This window comes from Anaerolineae bacterium, assembly GCA_011176535.1.
In the GTDB taxonomy this organism is placed as follows: Bacteria; Chloroflexota; Anaerolineae; order Anaerolineales; family DRMV01; genus DUEP01.
Window position 1 is genome coordinate 22,465 of sequence record DUEP01000082.1, and the last position, 16,912, is coordinate 39,376.

The window sequence follows — 16,912 nt, forward strand, 5'->3', positions numbered from 1 at the left end:
TTGCTAATCACCACTTTTCTTGAGGAGGTTAATCAGCATGGAAGGAAACATCGTTCAAGCCGCTAAGTTGATCGGTGCGGGTCTGGCCATGATTGGCGCCATCGGTGCCGGGTTGGGCATCGGTGTGTTGGCGAGCGGGGCGGTGCAAGGGATTGCCCGTAACCCCGATGCTGCTGGCCCGGTGCAGACCAACATGATCCTGGGGATCGCCTTCGCGGAAGCCGTGGCCATTTACTGTCTGGTGGTGGCGCTGTTGATCCTGTTCGTGTTCTAAGGATTTCCCACCCTTCTGAAGGAGGGCGCTCTTGGACAAGTTAGGCATTAGCCTGGGCTATCTGATAGTCCAAATTTTCAACTTTATTGTGATGTTCCTCGTGCTCAAGCGGTTTGTGTACAAACCGATCTTGGGCATGTTGGAGAAACGCCGCCAGGCCATTGCCCAAGGGCTGGAGGATGCCCGCATTGCGGCTGAAGCCCGGGCCAACGCCGAAAAGGAAGCGGAGAAGATCATCGCCGAGGCACAGGCCAAGGCGGCTCAGATTGTGCGGGAAGCCTCTGAACGGGCTGAATCCGTGGCGCGGGAGATTAAAGCCGCGGCCGAGGCCGAGGCGGCCAAGGCCCGTGAGCAGGCCCTGGCTGAGGTGGAGGCCGAGCGCAACCGCATGCTGGGTGTGTTGCGCAGTCAGGTGGCGGCCCTGGCTATCGCGGCGGCGCAGAAGTTGGTCGGCGAGGCCCTAAATGAGCAGCGGCAACATGCCTTGATTCAGGAGTTCTTCTCCGGCATCAAGGGCGGCAAGGTCACCGTGTTGGACGAAGTGGGCGAATTGCAGGGAACCGAGGCCGAGGTGGTCAGCGCCTTGCCGCTCACCGAGGAAGAGCAGGAGACCCTGCGCAAGGACCTTTTGAGCAAGACCGGTGCCCAGGCCGTCACCTTCCGGGTGGACCCCTCCATCGTGGGGGGGCTGATCATCCGTGTGGGCGACAAGGTCATCGACGGCTCGGTGGCTGGTCAATTGCAACTCCTGCGCGAAAAGTTGGGCTGATTGGTCCGTTATCAGGTGTCCGCATGAAACGCCCGGGGCCCTGTTGCCCAGGGCGTTTTGTTTCCCTGCCCAAGGCCTTGCGTGTCCCTCAGCGCCCCGTGGGAGCACAAGGCCTGGTTGTCCCTTTCGACGGAGGGTTCCATGCAGCCCCGGCCCCCTGTGTTTCTCACCGAATTGCTGCGCCATCTCCCGTATCCCGTGGAGCCACCGGAGAGCGACCCGCCCGTCACGGGTGTGGTGGCCGACTCGCGTCAGGTGCGCAGCGGGGATTTGTTCGTGGCGATCCAGGGCGTGCAGGTGGATGGGCACCGTTTCATCGAGGCGGCCATCGCCCGCGGGGCCTCGGCCGTGGTGGGTACGGAGCCGCGCGAGGGCCTGTCGGTGCCTTACATCCGCGTGCGCGACGGCCGGGAGGCGCTGGCTTATCTGGTGGCGGCGTTTTACGGCCACCCCTCGCGCCAGATGACCCTCATCGGTGTCACCGGCACCGACGGCAAGACGACCACCACCAACCTCATCTTTCACATCCTTAAGGCGGCGGGCCTGGCCGCCGGAATGATTTCCACGGTGAACGCGGTCATCGGCGAGCGGGTGTTGGATACCGGTCTGCACACCACCACCCCCCCTGCCCCTGAGGTGCAGCGCTACCTGGCCGAGATGGTCGAGGCCGGAACCACCCATGTGGTGCTGGAGGCCACTTCCCATGGGCTGGCGCAACATCGCGTGACCGGCTGTGACTTTGACATCGGCGTGGTGACCAACATCACCCACGAGCATCTGGACTTTCACGGCTCCTATGAGGCCTACCGGCGGGCCAAGGCGCGGTTATTCGATCTGGTGGCTCAGGCGGCGGTCAAGCCTCACGACGAGATTCGCTTAGCGGTGCTCAACCGCGACGACGCCTCCTATGCCTACCTGCGGGAATGGGTGCGCGTGCGGCAGGTCACCTATGGCTTGCACCCTCAGGCCGAGGTGCGCGCCGAAGAAGTGCGCTTTACCCCGCAAGGGCTGTTTTTCACCGCCGTGGGGCCGGGGTTCCGTGTGCCCATTGCCTCTTCGCTGGTGGGCGATTACAATGTGAGCAACATCCTGGCCGCGCTGACGGCCACCGTGGTGGGGCTGGGCATCGACCCCGAGGCCGCGCGCGCCGGGGTGGCGGCGGTGCGCAGCATCCCCGGTCGCATGGAGCGCATCGATTTGGGGCAGGCGTTCACCGCCATCGTGGATTTCGCCCACACCCCCAACGCCTTGCGGCGCGCCCTGGAAACCGCGCGGCGACTGACCCGTGGGCGGGTGATCGCCGTCTTTGGCAGCGCCGGACTGCGCGACCGGGCCAAGCGGCGCATGATGGCCGAGGTTTCGGCCCAGCTGGCCGACATCACCATCCTCACCGCCGAGGACCCGCGCACCGAATCCTTAGACGCCATCCTGGCCGAGATGGCCGCCGGGGCGGAGGCCCACGGCGCCGTGGAAGGGGAGACCTACTATCGCGTGCCCGACCGCGGCGAGGCGCTGCGCCTGGCGGTGCGTCTGGCCCGGCCCGGCGATGTGGTCATCGCCTGCGGCAAGGGCCACGAACAGAGCATGTGTTTCGGCGAAATCGAATACCCCTGGGATGACCGGACGGCCTTGCGGGCGGCGCTGGCCGAGTTGTTGGGCGTAGAGGGCCTGCCCATGCCCTACTTGCCCACCCAGGGCCCTCCGCCGGAGGAGGAGAGCGACGATGCGGCGTGAGATCCTCACCTGGGAAGAAGTGGATCGCCTGATCGATCACCTGTTGCCTCAGTTCGAGACCGAGTTCGACGCCATGGTCATCATCACTCGGGGCGGTCTCATCCCTGGCGGGATGCTGGCCGAGGCGCTGAACCTCAACTATATCCTCACCGCAGCCGTGGACTTCCCTTCTCAGGTGGCCATGGAGCGGGCCAAACTGGTCGCCTGGCCTAAATTCCTGCAGTTCCCCGAGGAGGGGCTGCTGACCGGACGGCGCACCTTGATCGTGGATGATGTCTGGGGGTCGGGGCGCACGATGACCGCGGTGCGGGCGCGTGTGTTGGCGGCGGGGGCCACACCGTACACCTGCGTGCTGCATTTCAACCCCCATCGCAGCCTATTTGGGAGTTTGCGACCCGATTACTACGCGGCCATCACCGATGCCTACATCGTCTATCCCTGGGAAATCGACCGCGGGATCGACAAGGTACCCTTGACCTCCCCCCTGGGCGAGGGGTAGCACCAGGGGCCAGAAGATGGCCCCTGGTGTTTTTTCGGTTACAGTTGCTCGAAGCGTTCCACGGGGATGACGAACACCGTGCCCCGTTTGATGGCCGGCTCGGCCGGAGCCGCGCAGTGTCCCCGGATGAGTTGGAGGGCTTCCTCGACCTGGTGCTCTTCCACCCCGATGAGGATGGTGGCTGACCCCTTGCGCAAGAACCCTCCGCTGGACGCGATTTTGGTCACCCGGTAGCCGGCTTCCAGCAGGGCTTCGCTCACCTGAGCGGTGTCGTCTTCCTGGATGATGGCAATAATCAGTTTCATGGCAACACCTCTTGAGGGGGACAGGTTGGGTTAGATTTCTTCGTAGTGCTCCACAGGGAACAGGAACACCGTCGCGCCGCCTATGGTGACGGCTTTGGGGCGCGGGAGGGGCAGGGGCAGCCCCCTGGCCGCCCCTTCGGCCACGAATTCCACCCGACGGCGACAACTGGCCTGAAGGGCCTGAATCACATCCTCTACCTGCCCTTCGGGGATGCCCAGCATCAGGGTCAGGTTGCGCCGCTGCAGGAATCCACCGGTGCTGGGGAGCACCGTCACCGGGACGCCCAGTTTAGCCATGGCTTCGGCCGCGTTCTCGAAGTCCTGCTCCTGAATGATGGCCAGGGCCAAGTGGCGGATGGGGGGCTCTTCCGCCGAGCGCCGCAGCAGGGACCCCGGCCAGGGCGGGAGTTCCAAAGCCAGGGCTTCGTCCACCTCGGCGGCCAGGCGGGAGAAGGTCTCCTCGGTGATAACCCCGTTTTGTAGCAGTTGCATCAGCGCACTGCGCTGGGCGCGCAGGGCTTCCAGCCGTGCGTTGCGCAGATCCTTCAGCGCCAGTTCGGGGTGGCGGCGCAGCAGTTCGTGCACCAGGGATTGCAGGCTGCGGCTGCGCTGTTCCAACAGGGGGCGCAGAATGCGCCAGGAATGTTCGGAGATCAGGCCGTCCTGGTACAGGTTTTTCAGGTGCTGATAAGCGGTGCGGGTGCTCACGGCGCGGGCGTGGCGCTCCTCGTAAAGCACCTGTTGTTCGTCCCGCTCGATGATGTTCAGTTTGCGAATGAGCATGCCGATGGTGCTGCCCTGCACCAGCAGCGTGAAGAGCACCACGCCGAAGGCCATCACCTGCACGAGAACGCCGTCGGGGCCCAACAGGGAGGGAAGCGCCACCGCCAGGGCCAGCGAGATGGCGCCCCGCAGGCCACCCCAGTACAGGATGTGCAGCCAGCGGAAGGGGATGCGGTCGCCCACCCAGGCCAGGCCGTACACATCCAGCGCCCGCGAGACCAGCACTGCCAGGATGGCCCAGCCGATCAGCACCAGATTCTCCCAAATGAGGGGCAGGTTGACCTGCAGTCCGATGAGCAGGAAGACGAAGGTGTTGGCGAAGAAGGACCCTGTTTCCCAGAAGTTGGTCACCACGATACGGGTGGTGGGGGACATGCCTTTGGGGCCGATGTTGCCGTTGAGCAAGCCGGCGGCCACTACGGCCAGCACCCCGCTGACATGCAACTGTTCTGCCACCAGGTAAGCGCCGTAGGCCAGCACCACGGTCAGGGCCGTTTCCAGCAGGTAGTCGTCAACGCGGGCGATGATGCCCGATATGAGGGCCCCCAGCAGGCCGCCCACCAGCAGGCCGCCGCCGGCCACCCGTAGGAAGTCCACCACGCTTTGAAACAGGTTGAACTGACCGGTGAGGATGACCGCCAGCACCAGGTTGAACACCACGATGGCCGTCCCGTCGTTGAGCAGGCTTTCCCCTTCCAGCAGCACCTGCATCCGCTTGGGCACACCCAGGCGGCGGAACAACGTCACGACGGCCACCGGGTCGGTGGCGGCCACCAGGGCGCCGAAAAGCATGGCGATGGGCAGGGGCAGCCCGGCGAAATAGTGCATGATGCTGCCCACCACCAGGGTGGTGAGCACCACTCCGGGGACAGCCAGGGTGAGGATGGGGGCCAGATCCTTGCGTAAGGCGTCGGCCCGCAGGTGGAAAGCGGCCTCGAAGATCAGAGGGGGAATCAGCAGACCCAGGACGAGGTCCGCCGTGAGGGGGATGTCCAGCCGGGCGAAGATGGCCAGGCCCAATCCCACCAGCACCAACCCCAGGGTGTAGGGCACCCGGAGGCGTCGGGCGGCCAGCCCGACCAACACGGCCACCAAAAGCAGGCCGATGGTCACTTCCAGGACGAGGAGCAAATTGAGTTCATCCATCGTGTCTCCTTTAGATGCGGTTTTTGTCTGCCCTGCGCATCGTTCTCGGAAACCTCAGGGCTGATGGGCGCCGCGCAGCAGCACGCGGGCAGGGGGCGGGGGCAGCGGGGCTGTGGCGCCGTGGGGAAAGCGCACCGTGCCGCCCTGGGGAGCGACGGTCAGCCGCACGCCGCGCCAGAAAAGGGTCACCGGGTGGGCGAAGGCGCTTTCGGCCTGGAGTTCAATGGCCTTGGGCGTCAGGGAGACCACCCCGGCCAGACGCAGCGCCGGGCTCAGGGGCGGCAGGCCCAGGAGCACATTGCGCTGGCCCATGCCCTTCCCGGTGCGGGCGTGGTAGGCCTCGCGGAGGTAGCCTTCACGCTGCAGCGTCTCGCCGGCCCCTTGCCAAAGGCGGGTGAGCAAATCGGCGGCCAGGGGACGGGCACCGGCCTGCTCCAACCCTTCCAGGGCGAACAGGTTCCACAGCATGTGCACCGCCTCCCAGGCCGGGGCCTTGGGCCGCCTGGTGGGCACCAGGGGCAGCCCATAGGGGCGAGCGTAGCCCTGGGGGCTTTGCAGCCGGCGGAGCACCTGCTGCTCCTGGGCGGGGGTGAGCATCCCGGCCCAAAAAGGCAGGAGCAGGGTAAGGTCGGTGCGCGTCAGGTCGGGCGTGCGCACCTCCACACGCGCCGAGGCGGGGAGGCCCTCCACGGTGAGGCTTTCCAGGCAGGCGTAGGTTTGCGTGGCGTTGAACACCATGCGCCCTTCGTACCAGGTCGGCGGCGCCGTCAGGTCTTCCCGGAGGGGCCGCCCCTGGCCGTCGCGACCCCGGAGGTGCACCTGAGGCCGCAGAGGGGCGTCGGCGTACACGATGATCACCGGGCGTATCGGAGGCGAGGCTTCTCCGCAGGGGCGCAGCGGGACGGCGCCCGAACCGCGGAGCTGGCCCAGGCGTTGCCCCGGCAGGCTCAGGTGGGTGTCGCGGTCCCAGCGCAGCGGGTGGGCGCGGCGGGGGTCCCAGGCCTGCTGCACCGCCTCCCGCAGGCGCCGGGCCCAGGCGCGGAGGGGTTTTTGCGCCTGGGGGCGTTGGGCCGGTGGGGCCAGGTTTTCCAGCACCTGGCAGGCGCGGTAGAGCAGCGCCCAAAGCGCCGGGTCCTCGACCGTGGCGAGGTCGGCGCCGGTGGACCAGGGGTGCCAGGGGCTGAACTCGGGCAGGCTCTCCAGCCCCACCTGAGCCGGATGGTGCCATTCGGGCAGTCCGTCACTGTCGGTGTCCTGCTCCGGCGCAAACCACACCTGCAGGAAGCGCCACAACGGCTCGAACATCTGAGCGGCGAAGGCGGGGTCGGGCTGTGCAGCGTAAATCCGACCGGCCAGGTCCACCAACAGAGGCGAGGCCAGCGCGTGGGCCTGTTGGCCTGCCGGGCCTGGGCCCGCGTCGATCCAGCCGTCCGGTCGTTGGTGGGCCAGAAAACCCTGCAGCAGTTCGGCAGCCAAATTGGGGGCGTGGGGCAGCAGAAAGGCACTGCTCAGATACCACACCTCGGGCACGGTGAGACCGCTCCAGGCTGGGGGGTGGTCGCTGCCGTGGCCGTTGGGTGAGTAGCCCTGGTCCGGTTCCCGGGCGCGCAGGGCGAAGCGGTGCTGACCCTCGCCGAAAGGCCCGTGGAGCAGGCGCAGGGCGCTTTGGCGGGCAAAAGTCAGCGCCCAGGCCTGAGTTTCGTCGGCGGGCTGTATCCTGGGCCAGGCTTGGTCGGCCAGGCGCAGGCGGGTGATTTGGGCTTCCCAGGGCCGGGCCGCCAGTCGGCGGGCGGTTTCCAGCCCGGCTTCGGCCTCGTAACCGACCAGATGGACCAGGGTGAGGCGACGCTCCTGGCCGGGGACCAGATCCAGGGGCAAAACCAGCGTGGGGTAGGGGCTGTACAGCCCTTCCGGCCCACCGGTGAGGAAGATGAGCAGGGGCAGGCCCTGGGTCTCCCCGGTGAGGAGCGCCGTGGCGTGATGCTGCCAGGGCTCCATGGGCCGCCCCTCTTCCCCCGGGCTGAGGTCGGCCACCCAGCCCAGGTACAGGGTCAGCGGTTCCGGGCCCGAATTGCGCAGGCTGAGGCGTGCCATGGCCGTCCGTCCGTCGGGGATGAACCATTCCAGCCGCCCCTGCGCCGTGGCGTGAGGCCGAAACTGAACTGCGGCGTAATTGGGGGCCAGCGCGGTCAACCGGAAGGGGCTGTCCTCCAGGCTCAGGCCCATCACCTGGCGGCGTTCGGGGTCGGCGAAAAGCAGGGGGAACAGCCGCATGTGGCGGGCGCGGAGCCCGTAGGTGGTTTCCAGCACCACGGTGGTGGGGGCGTCTCTCAGGCTCAGGGCCCAGATGGTGTCGTCCACATAGGAAAGGGACCCCAGCCGCGCGTCGGCGGCCAGCACCAGGCGGTCCTGCGGCGAAAGGGAACGGTCGCAGTGCATATCCCCATTTTACCAACTTCTCCCTTCGTGATAGAATGGGATAAATCCGAGGGAGGGACGGCAATGGACACCTATCAACCCCGTGGCATGTATTTCGAGGATTTCAAGGAAGGTATGCGCTTTGTGACCGCCGGGCGCACGGTGACCGAGGCCGATGTGGTGCGCTTCGCGGCGCTCTCTGGCGATTACAACCCGTTGCACACCGACGCCGAATACGCTAAGAGAACGCCTTTTGGCGCCCGCATCGCCCATGGCCTGCTGGTCACCTCCATGGTGACCGGTTTGGTGGACCGCACGGGCATGCTGGAGGGGACCACGCTGGCCTTTCGGGAGATCAACGAATGGAAGTTCATCCGCCCGGTATATCTGGGCGACACCATTCACGCCGTCCTGGAGGTGGAACAAACTCGCCCCTTGCGGCGTCTTGGGGGCGGCGCAGTGACCATTCGGGTGGAAGTGCGCAACCAGAAAGACGAAACGGTGATGAAAGGGCGCTGGACGGTGTTGATGCTCAGCCGCGAAGCCGGAGCGACGGCGTAGGAGGCGCTATGCCCCAGGACCCCGAGGAACGCCTCACCCCGCAGGATGGTCTCCCCCCTGAGCAAGCCCCGGTGCCCCAGGAGGATGGGCAGGGTGGGCCGGCTTTTGAGCCTGCACCCCCGGTGCCGCCGCTGGACGAGGTCTTGCCGGAGGACCCCTTGCCCGGCGAGGGCGACCCGCCGGACACGATGGTGGAGCCACCGGCCGATGAGGAGGCCCCCGCGCCAGGCGGTTCGACCCAGGGGATGCCCGACCTCAGCAGGGTAGAGCAGCCTGCCGGGGCGCAGGGTTCCCGTCCCCAGGGGGAAGTCCCTTCCCCCGGAGCGTTGGCCCCACCGCCTCGGGAGGCCACAGACGAGGCCGGGGCCTCGCCGGTGTCGGGGCGTGGCCAGGGCGCCGGGACCTCCGCGTCGGGGGAGAAGGCGGCCGAGGGAGCGGTCGCTCCGGGTGAGGCCCCGGCGGAGGACCATGCCGGGGAGCCCCCGCCCCCCAGCGAAGCGCCGACGCCTTATGTGCCGCCGCCCCCGCCCCTGGGCGATGTGCCGGTGACGCTACCCCAGGACTGGGACACCTACGGCCTGCCCTTGCCGCCCAGGGAAAAGCCCCGCCCCCGGGCGGCCGCCCGACGCGGGGGCGCAGGGGCGAGGGAAGGCTCCGCCACCCCCTCCGGGGACCGGGCCGAGGTGGAACCGCGGGTCGCGTCCACCGTGCCGCCATCCCCGCCGGGGCCGCCGCCCCGCCAGGGAAAAGGGCGCTCCTGGCGGCGACGGGGTCTGGGGTGTCTGGTGCGGCTGTTCCTTGGGGGGCTCTTTGTGGCGGTGTTGGTGCTCATTGCGGGTGCCGCCGTGGCAGTGTACCAGTACTATGCCATCGTGGCCACCCTGCCCAGCGTGGACAATCTCAAGCAACGCGCCGCGCATTTCGAGACCACGCGCATCCTCGATCGCGAAGGCAACCTGCTTTACGAGATCCTGGACCCCCATGCCGGTCGCCGCACCTATGTGCCATTGAGCAAGATTTCGCCCTATATGGTGGCCGCCACCCTGGCCACGGAAGACCAGGATTTCTACCAGCATCCGGGCTTCGATGTCTGGGCCATCGCCCGCGCCTTCTGGCAGAACTACACCACGGGCGAGATCGTTTCGGGCGCTTCGACCATCACCCAGCAGTTGGCGCGGGCCTTGTTGCTCAGCCCCGAAGAGCGCGCCGAGCGCACCTACCGGCGCAAGTTGCGCGAGGTGGTGCTGGCTGCCGAGATCACCCGCCGGTATTCCAAAGACGAGATTCTGGAACTCTACCTGAACGAGATTTACTACGGCAATCTGGCCTACGGTGTCGAAGCCGCCGCCGAAACCTATTTCGGCACCACGGCGGACAAACTTACCCTGGCCCAGGCGGCGTTTCTGGCCGGTCTGCCGCAGGCCCCGGCGGTGTATGACCCCTACACGAACCGGGAGGCCGCCCTGGAGCGGCAGCGGCAGGTGCTGGTCTTGATGTACAAGATGAGCCAGGAGCGGGGGTGCATCGAGGTCTCCAACAGCGTGCATCCGGTGTGCGTGTCCGCCGAAGAGGCGGCGAAGGCGGCGGCCGAGTTGGCGGCGTACCAGTTCAAGAACCCCGAGGTGCCCATCAAGCACCCCCATTGGGTGTTCTATGTGCGTTCCCTGCTGGAAAAGATGTTCGACCCGCAGACCATTTACCGTTCGGGGTTCACCGTGTACACCACGCTGGATCCGAAACTTCAGCAGCAGGCCGAAGATATCGTGCGCCAGCAGGTGGCCGCCCTTGCCGACCGTCATGTGACCGACGGGGCCCTGGTCGCCATTCGGCCCTCCACGGGCGAAATCCTGGCCATGGTGGGCTCGGCGGACTACTACAACGAGGCGATTGCCGGCCAGGTGAACATGGCGCTGGCCCCGCGGCAGCCCGGTTCGGCCATCAAGCCCTTGACCTATGTGGCCGCCTTTGAGAAAGGCTGGACCCCGGCCACCCTGATTTGGGATGTGCCCACGGAATTCCCGCCCTCCGGCGACCCCAACGACCCGCGACCGCCGTATAAACCGGTGAACTACGATGGGCGCTTTCACGGCCCGGTGACCGTGCGCTACGCCCTGGCCAATTCCTACAACATCCCGGCGGTCAAGACGCTGCAATTTGTGGGCATTTACGACGACCCCAACACGCCCCAGCAGGAAGGGCTGATCGCCTTTGCCCGTCGGCTGGGCATCACCACCCTCAACCGCAACGATTACGGCCTGTCGCTCACCCTGGGCGGCGGGGAAGTCAAACTGTTGGAACTGACCGCGGCCTACGCCGTGTTCGCCAACGGTGGGCGCCGGGTGCCTCCGGTGGCCATCCTGCGCATTGTGGATCGGGAGGGCAATGTGGTCTATCAGTACAGCCCCCCGCCGGGCGAACAGGTGGTGCGGCCGGAGCATGCCTATCTCATCTCGTCCATCCTTTCGGACAACGAGGCGCGCACCCCAGCCTTTGGCCCGCACTCGGTGCTGCGGTTGCCCTTCCCGGCCGCGGCGAAGACCGGCACCACGAACGATTTTCGGGACAACTGGACCATTGGCTATACCCCCGATGTGGTGGTGGGGGTGTGGGTGGGCAATGCCGACAACACACCCATGGTGAACTCCACGGGCCTGACGGGGGCGGCGCCCATCTGGGCGCAGTTTATGCAGGTGGCCATCCAGCGTCTCACTGGTGGGCATCCCACCCCCTTCGTGCGTCCGCCGGGGGTGGTGGAGCGCATCATTTGCGCCGTTTCGGGCACCGAACCCTCGCCCCACTGCCCGACCCAGCGGCGGGAGGTCTTCGCTTTCGACCAGCCCCCTTTGCCCGCCAGCGAAGACTTGTGGCAGGAGGTCACCGTGGACACCTGGACCGGCCTGCTGGCCTCGAAGGACTGCGGCTCGGATTTCACCACCCGGCGCCTGACCATCAAGGTCAACGACCCCTGGGCGGTGAAGTGGTTGCGGGAGACCCGCGAAGGCCGCCAGTGGGCGCGCAAGATGGGCTTCCATCCCCTGCTCTTCTACCCCGAGCGTTCGTGCCGCGCCACGGACCCGCGCCCCAAGTTGCGCTTTGTGTTGCCGGAACCTGACCAGCAGGTGATCGAGTCCTTTATCGATGTCTTTGCCCAGGTGGACGCCACAGCCGATTTCAAACGCTACCGCCTGGAGTACGGGTTAGGAGAAGATCCCCAGGAGTGGTATGTGCTTTCTGAGGACGATGCCCCGGTGCTATCACCGGAGCGGATTTATACCTGGAATCTGCTGGACACCTTTTCCTGGGAGGAGATGCCCATCGGGCCGGTGACCCTGCGGCTTTATCTGGAGGGGACGCACGAGCATCAGTACGCCGAGCAGCGGGTGACAGTTTACCTGCAGGTGCCCACCCCGACGCCGACGCCCACGCCCACCCTGACGCCCACGTCCACGCCGACGCCCACTCTCACCCCAACGCCTACCCTAACGCCCACTCCTACCGCAACCGCAACATCCACGCCCTCGCCCACGGGAACCCCCTCGCCTTCGCCCACGCCGTGACCTGCGGGAGAGGCTGGCCCTCCGGCCGGGGCGGTTTGGTCGAGCAGTATGTATGAGGAGATGCTGATGAGTGATGTGTCCCGTGAAAAGCGTGAGCAGGAACGCCGGGCCCGGGTAAGGCGGGGTTGTGGCTGGTGTTGGGCCTCAATGTGGCGGTCACCGTGGCCAAGGTGGCCCTGGGGATCTTGACGGGGGCCCTTTCGGTGGTCGCCGATGGGTTTCACTCCATGGTGGATTCCTCATCCAACCTGATGGGGTTGGCCGCGTTGCGCTTCGCGGCCCGGCTCGCCGATGAGCGGCATCCCTACGGCTATCAGTGTTACGAGACCTTAGGCGCCCTGGCCATCGGGTTGATATGGGGGTCTCGGCCTGAGAGTTCCTGCGCGCGGTGGCCGAGCGGGTGCTGACCGGGCAGTTGGGCCAGATTTCGCTGTGGGCGGTGTGCGGCATGTTGCTGGCGCTGCCGGTCAATCTGTTCATCTTGTGGTGGGAGGCCCGGCAGGGGCGGGTGTTGCAGTCGGAAGTGCTGCTGGCCGATACGGCCCACACCCGCACGGATGTGTTCATCACGATTTCGGTCATTGTGGCGTTGGTGGGGGTGCGGTTGGGGGCCGTCTGGCTGGACCCGCTGGCCGCTGTGGTGGTGGTCGGGTTCATCCTGCGCGCCGCCTGGGGGATCGTCAGCGAAGCCGCGCGCTACCTGGCCGACACGCGGGTGGTGGATCATGATTCGGTGGTTCGCCTGGCCCAGGAGGTGCCCGAGGTGCAATTGGTGCACCGCGTGCGTTCCCGCAGAAAGTCCGGCGCGGCGTTCGTGGATCTGTATGTCAAGGTTTCCCCTGAGATGAGCACCGAGCAGGCCCACGCCATCGCCACCGAGGTGGAAAAACGTCTGCGGCAGCAGTGCCGGGGGTGGCCGACGCCATCGTGCACATCGAGCCTGCCCATGCCCCGGATACCCTTTCCACCTGGCAGCAAACGTTGCTGCGGTGCGCCGCATCGCCGATGGGTTGGGGTTGGGCCTGCATGAGTTGCATCTGCATCCCCTGGCCGAAGGACACATCCTGGCCGAGATGCACCTGAAGTTCGCTCAGGAGGTGACCCTGGCCGAGGCTCATCGGCTGGCGCAGGTGTTTCGCCAGCGGGTGCAGGCGGAGGTGCCCCAGGTGGGGGAGGTGTTGCTCTGTCTGGAGCCGTTGTCGGGCCGGATGGAGGTCGCCGAGGCGCCTCCCGATGACATCACCCGCTCCCTGGAGGCCTTTCTCAAGGAGCGGGTGGCTCCAGGACGCCTGCTCTCGACGTGGGTGTACCGCGCGGCCGGGCATTTGCATGCCGCCATCCGGGTGGCCCTGCCTGGAGCATGGCCCCTGCCGCGAGCGTATGGCTGGGCCGATGTCCTGCAGCGGGCGGTGTTGCATGAGTTCGCCTCCCTCGCCCATGTGGCCGTCGAGGTTACGCCGGATGGAGACGAGGAGGGAGCAGTGAAAGAGCAAGCGGCGGCTTTCGGTTGTCTTGACGGCCCTGGGGCGGCATGGTATGATAGAAACGCAAAATTTAGCACTCAAAACCTTTGAGTGCTAAAGAAACGAGGCCCCATGACCCCCAAACGACGGACAACCCGCCCCGACGGCCTGACCGAGCGCCAGCGCCTCATCCTGGCGTTGGTCGTAGGGGAGCATATTGCCTCCGCTCAGCCCGTCGGCTCCAAGCACCTGGTGACCAAATACCGCCTGAGCGTCAGCGCGGCCACGGTGCGCAACGAGTTGGCGCGCTTGACCCGTTTGGGGTATCTCCGCCAGCCCCATGCTTCGGCGGGCCGTGTGCCCACCGAAAAGGGCTACCGCACCTTCGTCACCGAGTTGATGGGCCGGGTAGACCTGCCGGCCGAGGTCAAACACACCATCGCTCATCAGTTCGGCCAGGTGCGCCAGGACATGGAGGCCTGGATGCGCCTGGCGGCCTCGGTGTTGGCCCGTCAGTCCCGCATGGCGGCCCTGGTCACCGCGCCGCATCCCGAAGAGGTGCGCTACCAGCATGTGGAACTGGTGGCCCTTTACGGCCGACGGATCCTCATGGTGCTGGTGCTGGCCAGTGGGGAGGTGCGCCAGCAGATCCTGGTGCTCTCCGAGCCGGTTCCCCAGGCGCGGTTGCGGGCCGTGGCCGACCGCCTCAACGCCTATTGCGCCGACAAGACCTGGGAGGAGTTGGCTATCCTGCCCACCCCGGCCGATGCCTTGGAGGCGGACATCCTGCTCCTGGTGCGCCGGGAGATGGAAGCGGTGCAGCAGGACTGGACCGAGGACCTGGTTCACGACGGGCTGGCCCAGGTGCTCAACGAGCCGGAGTTCGGCGAGTCGGAGGCCGCGCGCCGGACCTTGCGCCTCATTGAAGAACGCACCCTCCTGGAGCAACTGTTCCGCCGGATGGTCGCTACCACCGAGGTGGGCGGGGTGCAGGTGCTCATCGGCGGTGAAAACACCTGGGAGGAGTTGCGCGACTGCGCCATCGTGCTGGCGCGCTACGGCGTCTCGGGCGTGGCCACGGGGATGCTGGGTGTGGTGGGGCCAATGCGCATGGCCTACAGCCGCACCATTCCCACGGTGCGTTATGTGGCGCATGTGTTGACGGACCTGGTGAGCGACACATTGCTTGACGAACCCACAGCAGAAGAGGGAAGGGAAGATGGCGAAGAGAAAGCGCAGGCAGTCTGAGGAGGAAATCCTCCCCACAGAACAACCGACTTCGGAAGAGGCAACCCCTTCCGTTGGCGAAGCCTCCCCCGTCGAACCTCAAGGGGGAGCACCGGAACCCCAGAGCGCGGAACCGACCCCTGAGTCCGGTGAGTCGGCCCCTGGGGCTTCGGATGAGGCGGAGGACCTGGCGGCCCGGCTGTCCTCCCTGGAGCAGGAACTGGAGGCCGTCCGTGCTCAGGCCCAGGAGTATCTGGACGGGTGGACGCGAGAGCGGGCGGCTTTTGCCAATTACAAGCGTCGGGTGGAAGAGGAACGGCAACGTCAGCAGCAACAGTTGCTGGCCGAGGTGGTGAAGGAGTTTTTGGTAGTGTTGGACGACCTGGAACTGGCGCTGAAAAACCGCCCGCAGGAGGGGGAGGGAGCGGCCTGGGCTGAAGGCATTGCGTTGATCTACAACAAGTTGTGCGCCCGGCTGGAGGCCAAGGGGGTGGAGCAGATCGCGGTGGAGCCGGGGCAGCCCTTTGACCCTCAGTTTCATGAGGCCATTTCCCATGAGCCGGTGGACGGCCATGAGAGCGGCCATATCATTGAGGTGGTGCGCCCCGGTTACCGCGTGGGCGATCTGGTGATCCGCCCGGCACTGGTGCGAGTGGCGCAATAGGGCGGCTTTGGGCGCGGGGCTCGCGGCGTTGCGCGCCCTGAAGCTGCGGCGGGGAGGGGCTCCTCCCCGCCCGATTTCCCCAGTTGGATGAGCGAACATGGCCCGTGATTACTACGAAGTGCTTGGCGTTCCGCGTAATGCTTCTCAAGAGGAAATCAAACGCGCTTTTCGGCGTCTGGCGCGGCATTATCACCCCGATGTGAGCGATGCGCCCGACGCCGAGGAGCGTTTTAAGGAAATCAACGAAGCCTACGCCGTGCTTTCGGACCCTGAAAAGCGGGCGGCTTACGATCGCTTTGGGCACGCCGGGGTGAACAACATGGGCGGCGCGCCGGACTTCACCACCATGGATTTTGCCGACCTGTTCGAGGAATTGTTCGGCTTTGGCTTTGGTCGGCGCACAGGACCGCGCCGCCCGCGTCCGCGTCGAGGGCGGGATGTGCATCTCAAGGTCACTTTAACTTTTGAAGAGGCCGCCTTCGGCACTGAGAAGGCCATCGAGGTCACCCGGCAGGAGGTGTGTCCGGTCTGCCAGGGTTCTGGTGCGGCGCCGGGCACCCAGCCGGTGCGCTGCGCCACCTGCGGCGGCATGGGGCGGGTGCGCCAGGCCAGGCAGACCTTTTTCGGTACCCTGGTTCAGGAGTCGGTCTGCCCCACCTGCGGCGGCACGGGGGAAGCGATCACCACCCCCTGCTCCGAGTGCGGGGGGCGGGGGCGGGTGCGGCGTACCGTGCGCCGGGTGGTGCCCATCCCCCCGGGGGTAGACACGGGCACCCAGATCCGCCTGGCCGGGGAAGGCCACGCGGGCGAACATGGCGGCCCGGCCGGAGACCTGTACCTGGAGGTGCAGGTTAAACCCCATCGCTTCTTCCGCCGCAAGGGCGACGATGTGCTGTTGCAGGTGAGCGTCAACATGGCGCAGGCCGCCTTGGGGGCGGAGATCAAAGTGCCCACGCTGGACGGCGAGGCCGTGTTGCGCATCCCGGCGGGGACACAGCCCGGCCAGGTATTCCGCCTGCCGGGGAAAGGCTTCCCTCACCTGCGGGGGAGTGGGCGCGGCGATCAGGTGGTGGTGGTGGATGTGGAGATTCCGAAACGGCTCAACGCCGAACAGCGGGAACTGCTGGAGAAACTGGCCGCCAGCCTGGGCACGGAGGTCAAACCCCAGCCGCGCAGCGTGATGGACCGCCTGCGGGACTTCTTGCTGGGAGAGGGGTAGCCGATGACCGAACCGGCGGCCCAATGGCTGGAACTCTCGCTGGTGGTGGATGGGGAACTGGCCGAGGCGGTGGCCGAAGTGCTCAGCCGCTACGCGCCCGGCGGGGTGGCGGTGGAAAGCACAGGCATCCGGGATAAAACGGAGGGCGAGGGGGTCCCCAAAGGGCCGCTGCGGGTGGCCGCGTATCTGCCGGTGGACCACCGCCTGAGCGAGGTGCGGCGACAAATCGAGGAAGCCCTGGGTCATCTGAGCGCCATCCGTCCGCTGCCCACGGTGCGCACCCGTTGGATCCG

General features: G+C 66.6%; 16 protein-coding genes. 13 read left to right on the forward strand and 3 right to left on the reverse strand.

Going from position 1 to position 16,912, the window contains the following annotated elements; translation table 11 throughout:
* Positions 1-37 precede the first annotated feature (37 nt).
* The 4 genes from atpE to G4O04_07725 all read left to right on the forward strand — a co-directional run bounded on the left by atpE (position 38) and on the right by G4O04_07725 (position 3,276).
* The gene (gene atpE, locus G4O04_07710) at positions 38-274 is read left to right on the forward strand and encodes an ATP synthase F0 subunit C (GenBank protein ID HEY58403.1); all 237 of its coding nucleotides are present in this window, start codon (positions 38-40) and stop codon (positions 272-274) included.
* Between the two features lie 31 nt (positions 275-305).
* Positions 306-1,043, forward strand: coding sequence for a F0F1 ATP synthase subunit B (atpF, locus tag G4O04_07715; GenBank protein ID HEY58404.1), 738 nt, complete (start codon positions 306-308; stop codon positions 1,041-1,043).
* A 141-nt stretch (positions 1,044-1,184) separates the two neighbouring features.
* On the forward strand, positions 1,185-2,777 hold the full coding sequence (locus G4O04_07720) for a UDP-N-acetylmuramoyl-L-alanyl-D-glutamate--2,6-diaminopimelate ligase (GenBank protein ID HEY58405.1): 1,593 nt from the start codon (positions 1,185-1,187) through the stop codon (positions 2,775-2,777).
* Complete coding sequence (locus G4O04_07725) at positions 2,767-3,276, forward strand: phosphoribosyltransferase (GenBank protein ID HEY58406.1); 510 nt, start codon at positions 2,767-2,769, stop codon at positions 3,274-3,276. The genes G4O04_07720 and G4O04_07725 overlap by 11 nt, the downstream gene beginning before the upstream one ends.
* Positions 3,277-3,314: 38 nt before the next feature.
* Here G4O04_07725 and G4O04_07730 read toward each other — a convergent pair whose 3' ends face one another.
* Genes G4O04_07730 through G4O04_07740 form a run of 3 tightly spaced genes read right to left on the reverse strand, consistent with a single transcriptional unit; the run spans position 3,315 to position 7,949 of the window.
* Entirely contained in the window at positions 3,315-3,581 is a 267-nt protein-coding gene (locus tag G4O04_07730) for a hypothetical protein (protein HEY58407.1), read from the reverse strand.
* A gap of 30 nt (positions 3,582-3,611) precedes the next feature.
* Positions 3,612-5,510, reverse strand: a complete 1,899-nt coding sequence (locus G4O04_07735; GenBank protein HEY58408.1) for a Na+/H+ antiporter — start codon at positions 5,508-5,510, stop codon at positions 3,612-3,614.
* Between the two features lie 54 nt (positions 5,511-5,564).
* Positions 5,565-7,949, reverse strand: coding sequence for a hypothetical protein (locus G4O04_07740; protein ID HEY58409.1), 2,385 nt, complete (start codon positions 7,947-7,949; stop codon positions 5,565-5,567).
* 87 nt (positions 7,950-8,036) lie between these two features.
* Between G4O04_07740 and G4O04_07745 the strand changes: the two genes are divergently transcribed.
* The 9 genes from G4O04_07745 to G4O04_07785 form a co-directional block, all read left to right on the forward strand.
* Positions 8,037-8,489: a dehydratase gene (locus G4O04_07745; protein ID HEY58410.1), complete on the forward strand. Its 453-nt coding sequence runs from the start codon at positions 8,037-8,039 to the stop codon at positions 8,487-8,489.
* Positions 8,490-8,497: 8 nt separating this feature from the next.
* The gene (locus G4O04_07750; GenBank protein ID HEY58411.1) at positions 8,498-12,046 is read left to right on the forward strand and encodes a PBP1A family penicillin-binding protein; all 3,549 of its coding nucleotides are present in this window, start codon (positions 8,498-8,500) and stop codon (positions 12,044-12,046) included.
* Positions 12,047-12,171: 125 nt separating this feature from the next.
* Entirely contained in the window at positions 12,172-12,453 is a 282-nt protein-coding gene (locus tag G4O04_07755; GenBank protein ID HEY58412.1) for a cation transporter, read from the forward strand.
* Positions 12,435-13,076, forward strand: a complete 642-nt coding sequence (locus tag G4O04_07760) for a cation diffusion facilitator family transporter (protein ID HEY58413.1) — start codon at positions 12,435-12,437, stop codon at positions 13,074-13,076. Before G4O04_07755 ends, G4O04_07760 begins: the two co-directional genes overlap by 19 nt.
* Positions 13,036-13,620, forward strand: coding sequence for a hypothetical protein (locus G4O04_07765; protein HEY58414.1), 585 nt, complete (start codon positions 13,036-13,038; stop codon positions 13,618-13,620). Before G4O04_07760 ends, G4O04_07765 begins: the two co-directional genes overlap by 41 nt.
* Positions 13,621-13,641: 21 nt before the next feature.
* Complete coding sequence (hrcA, locus tag G4O04_07770) at positions 13,642-14,757, forward strand: heat-inducible transcription repressor HrcA (protein ID HEY58415.1); 1,116 nt, start codon at positions 13,642-13,644, stop codon at positions 14,755-14,757.
* Positions 14,729-15,400, forward strand: coding sequence for a nucleotide exchange factor GrpE (locus tag G4O04_07775; protein ID HEY58416.1), 672 nt, complete (start codon positions 14,729-14,731; stop codon positions 15,398-15,400). The genes hrcA and G4O04_07775 overlap by 29 nt, the downstream gene beginning before the upstream one ends.
* A gap of 97 nt (positions 15,401-15,497) precedes the next feature.
* Positions 15,498-16,619 (forward strand): molecular chaperone DnaJ, encoded by a 1,122-nt coding sequence (gene dnaJ / locus G4O04_07780; GenBank protein HEY58417.1) that lies wholly within the window; start codon positions 15,498-15,500, stop codon positions 16,617-16,619.
* 3 nt (positions 16,620-16,622) lie between these two features.
* Positions 16,623-16,912: 50S ribosomal protein L11 methyltransferase (locus tag G4O04_07785; GenBank protein HEY58418.1), on the forward strand; the 290-nt coding region annotated here is incomplete at its 3' end.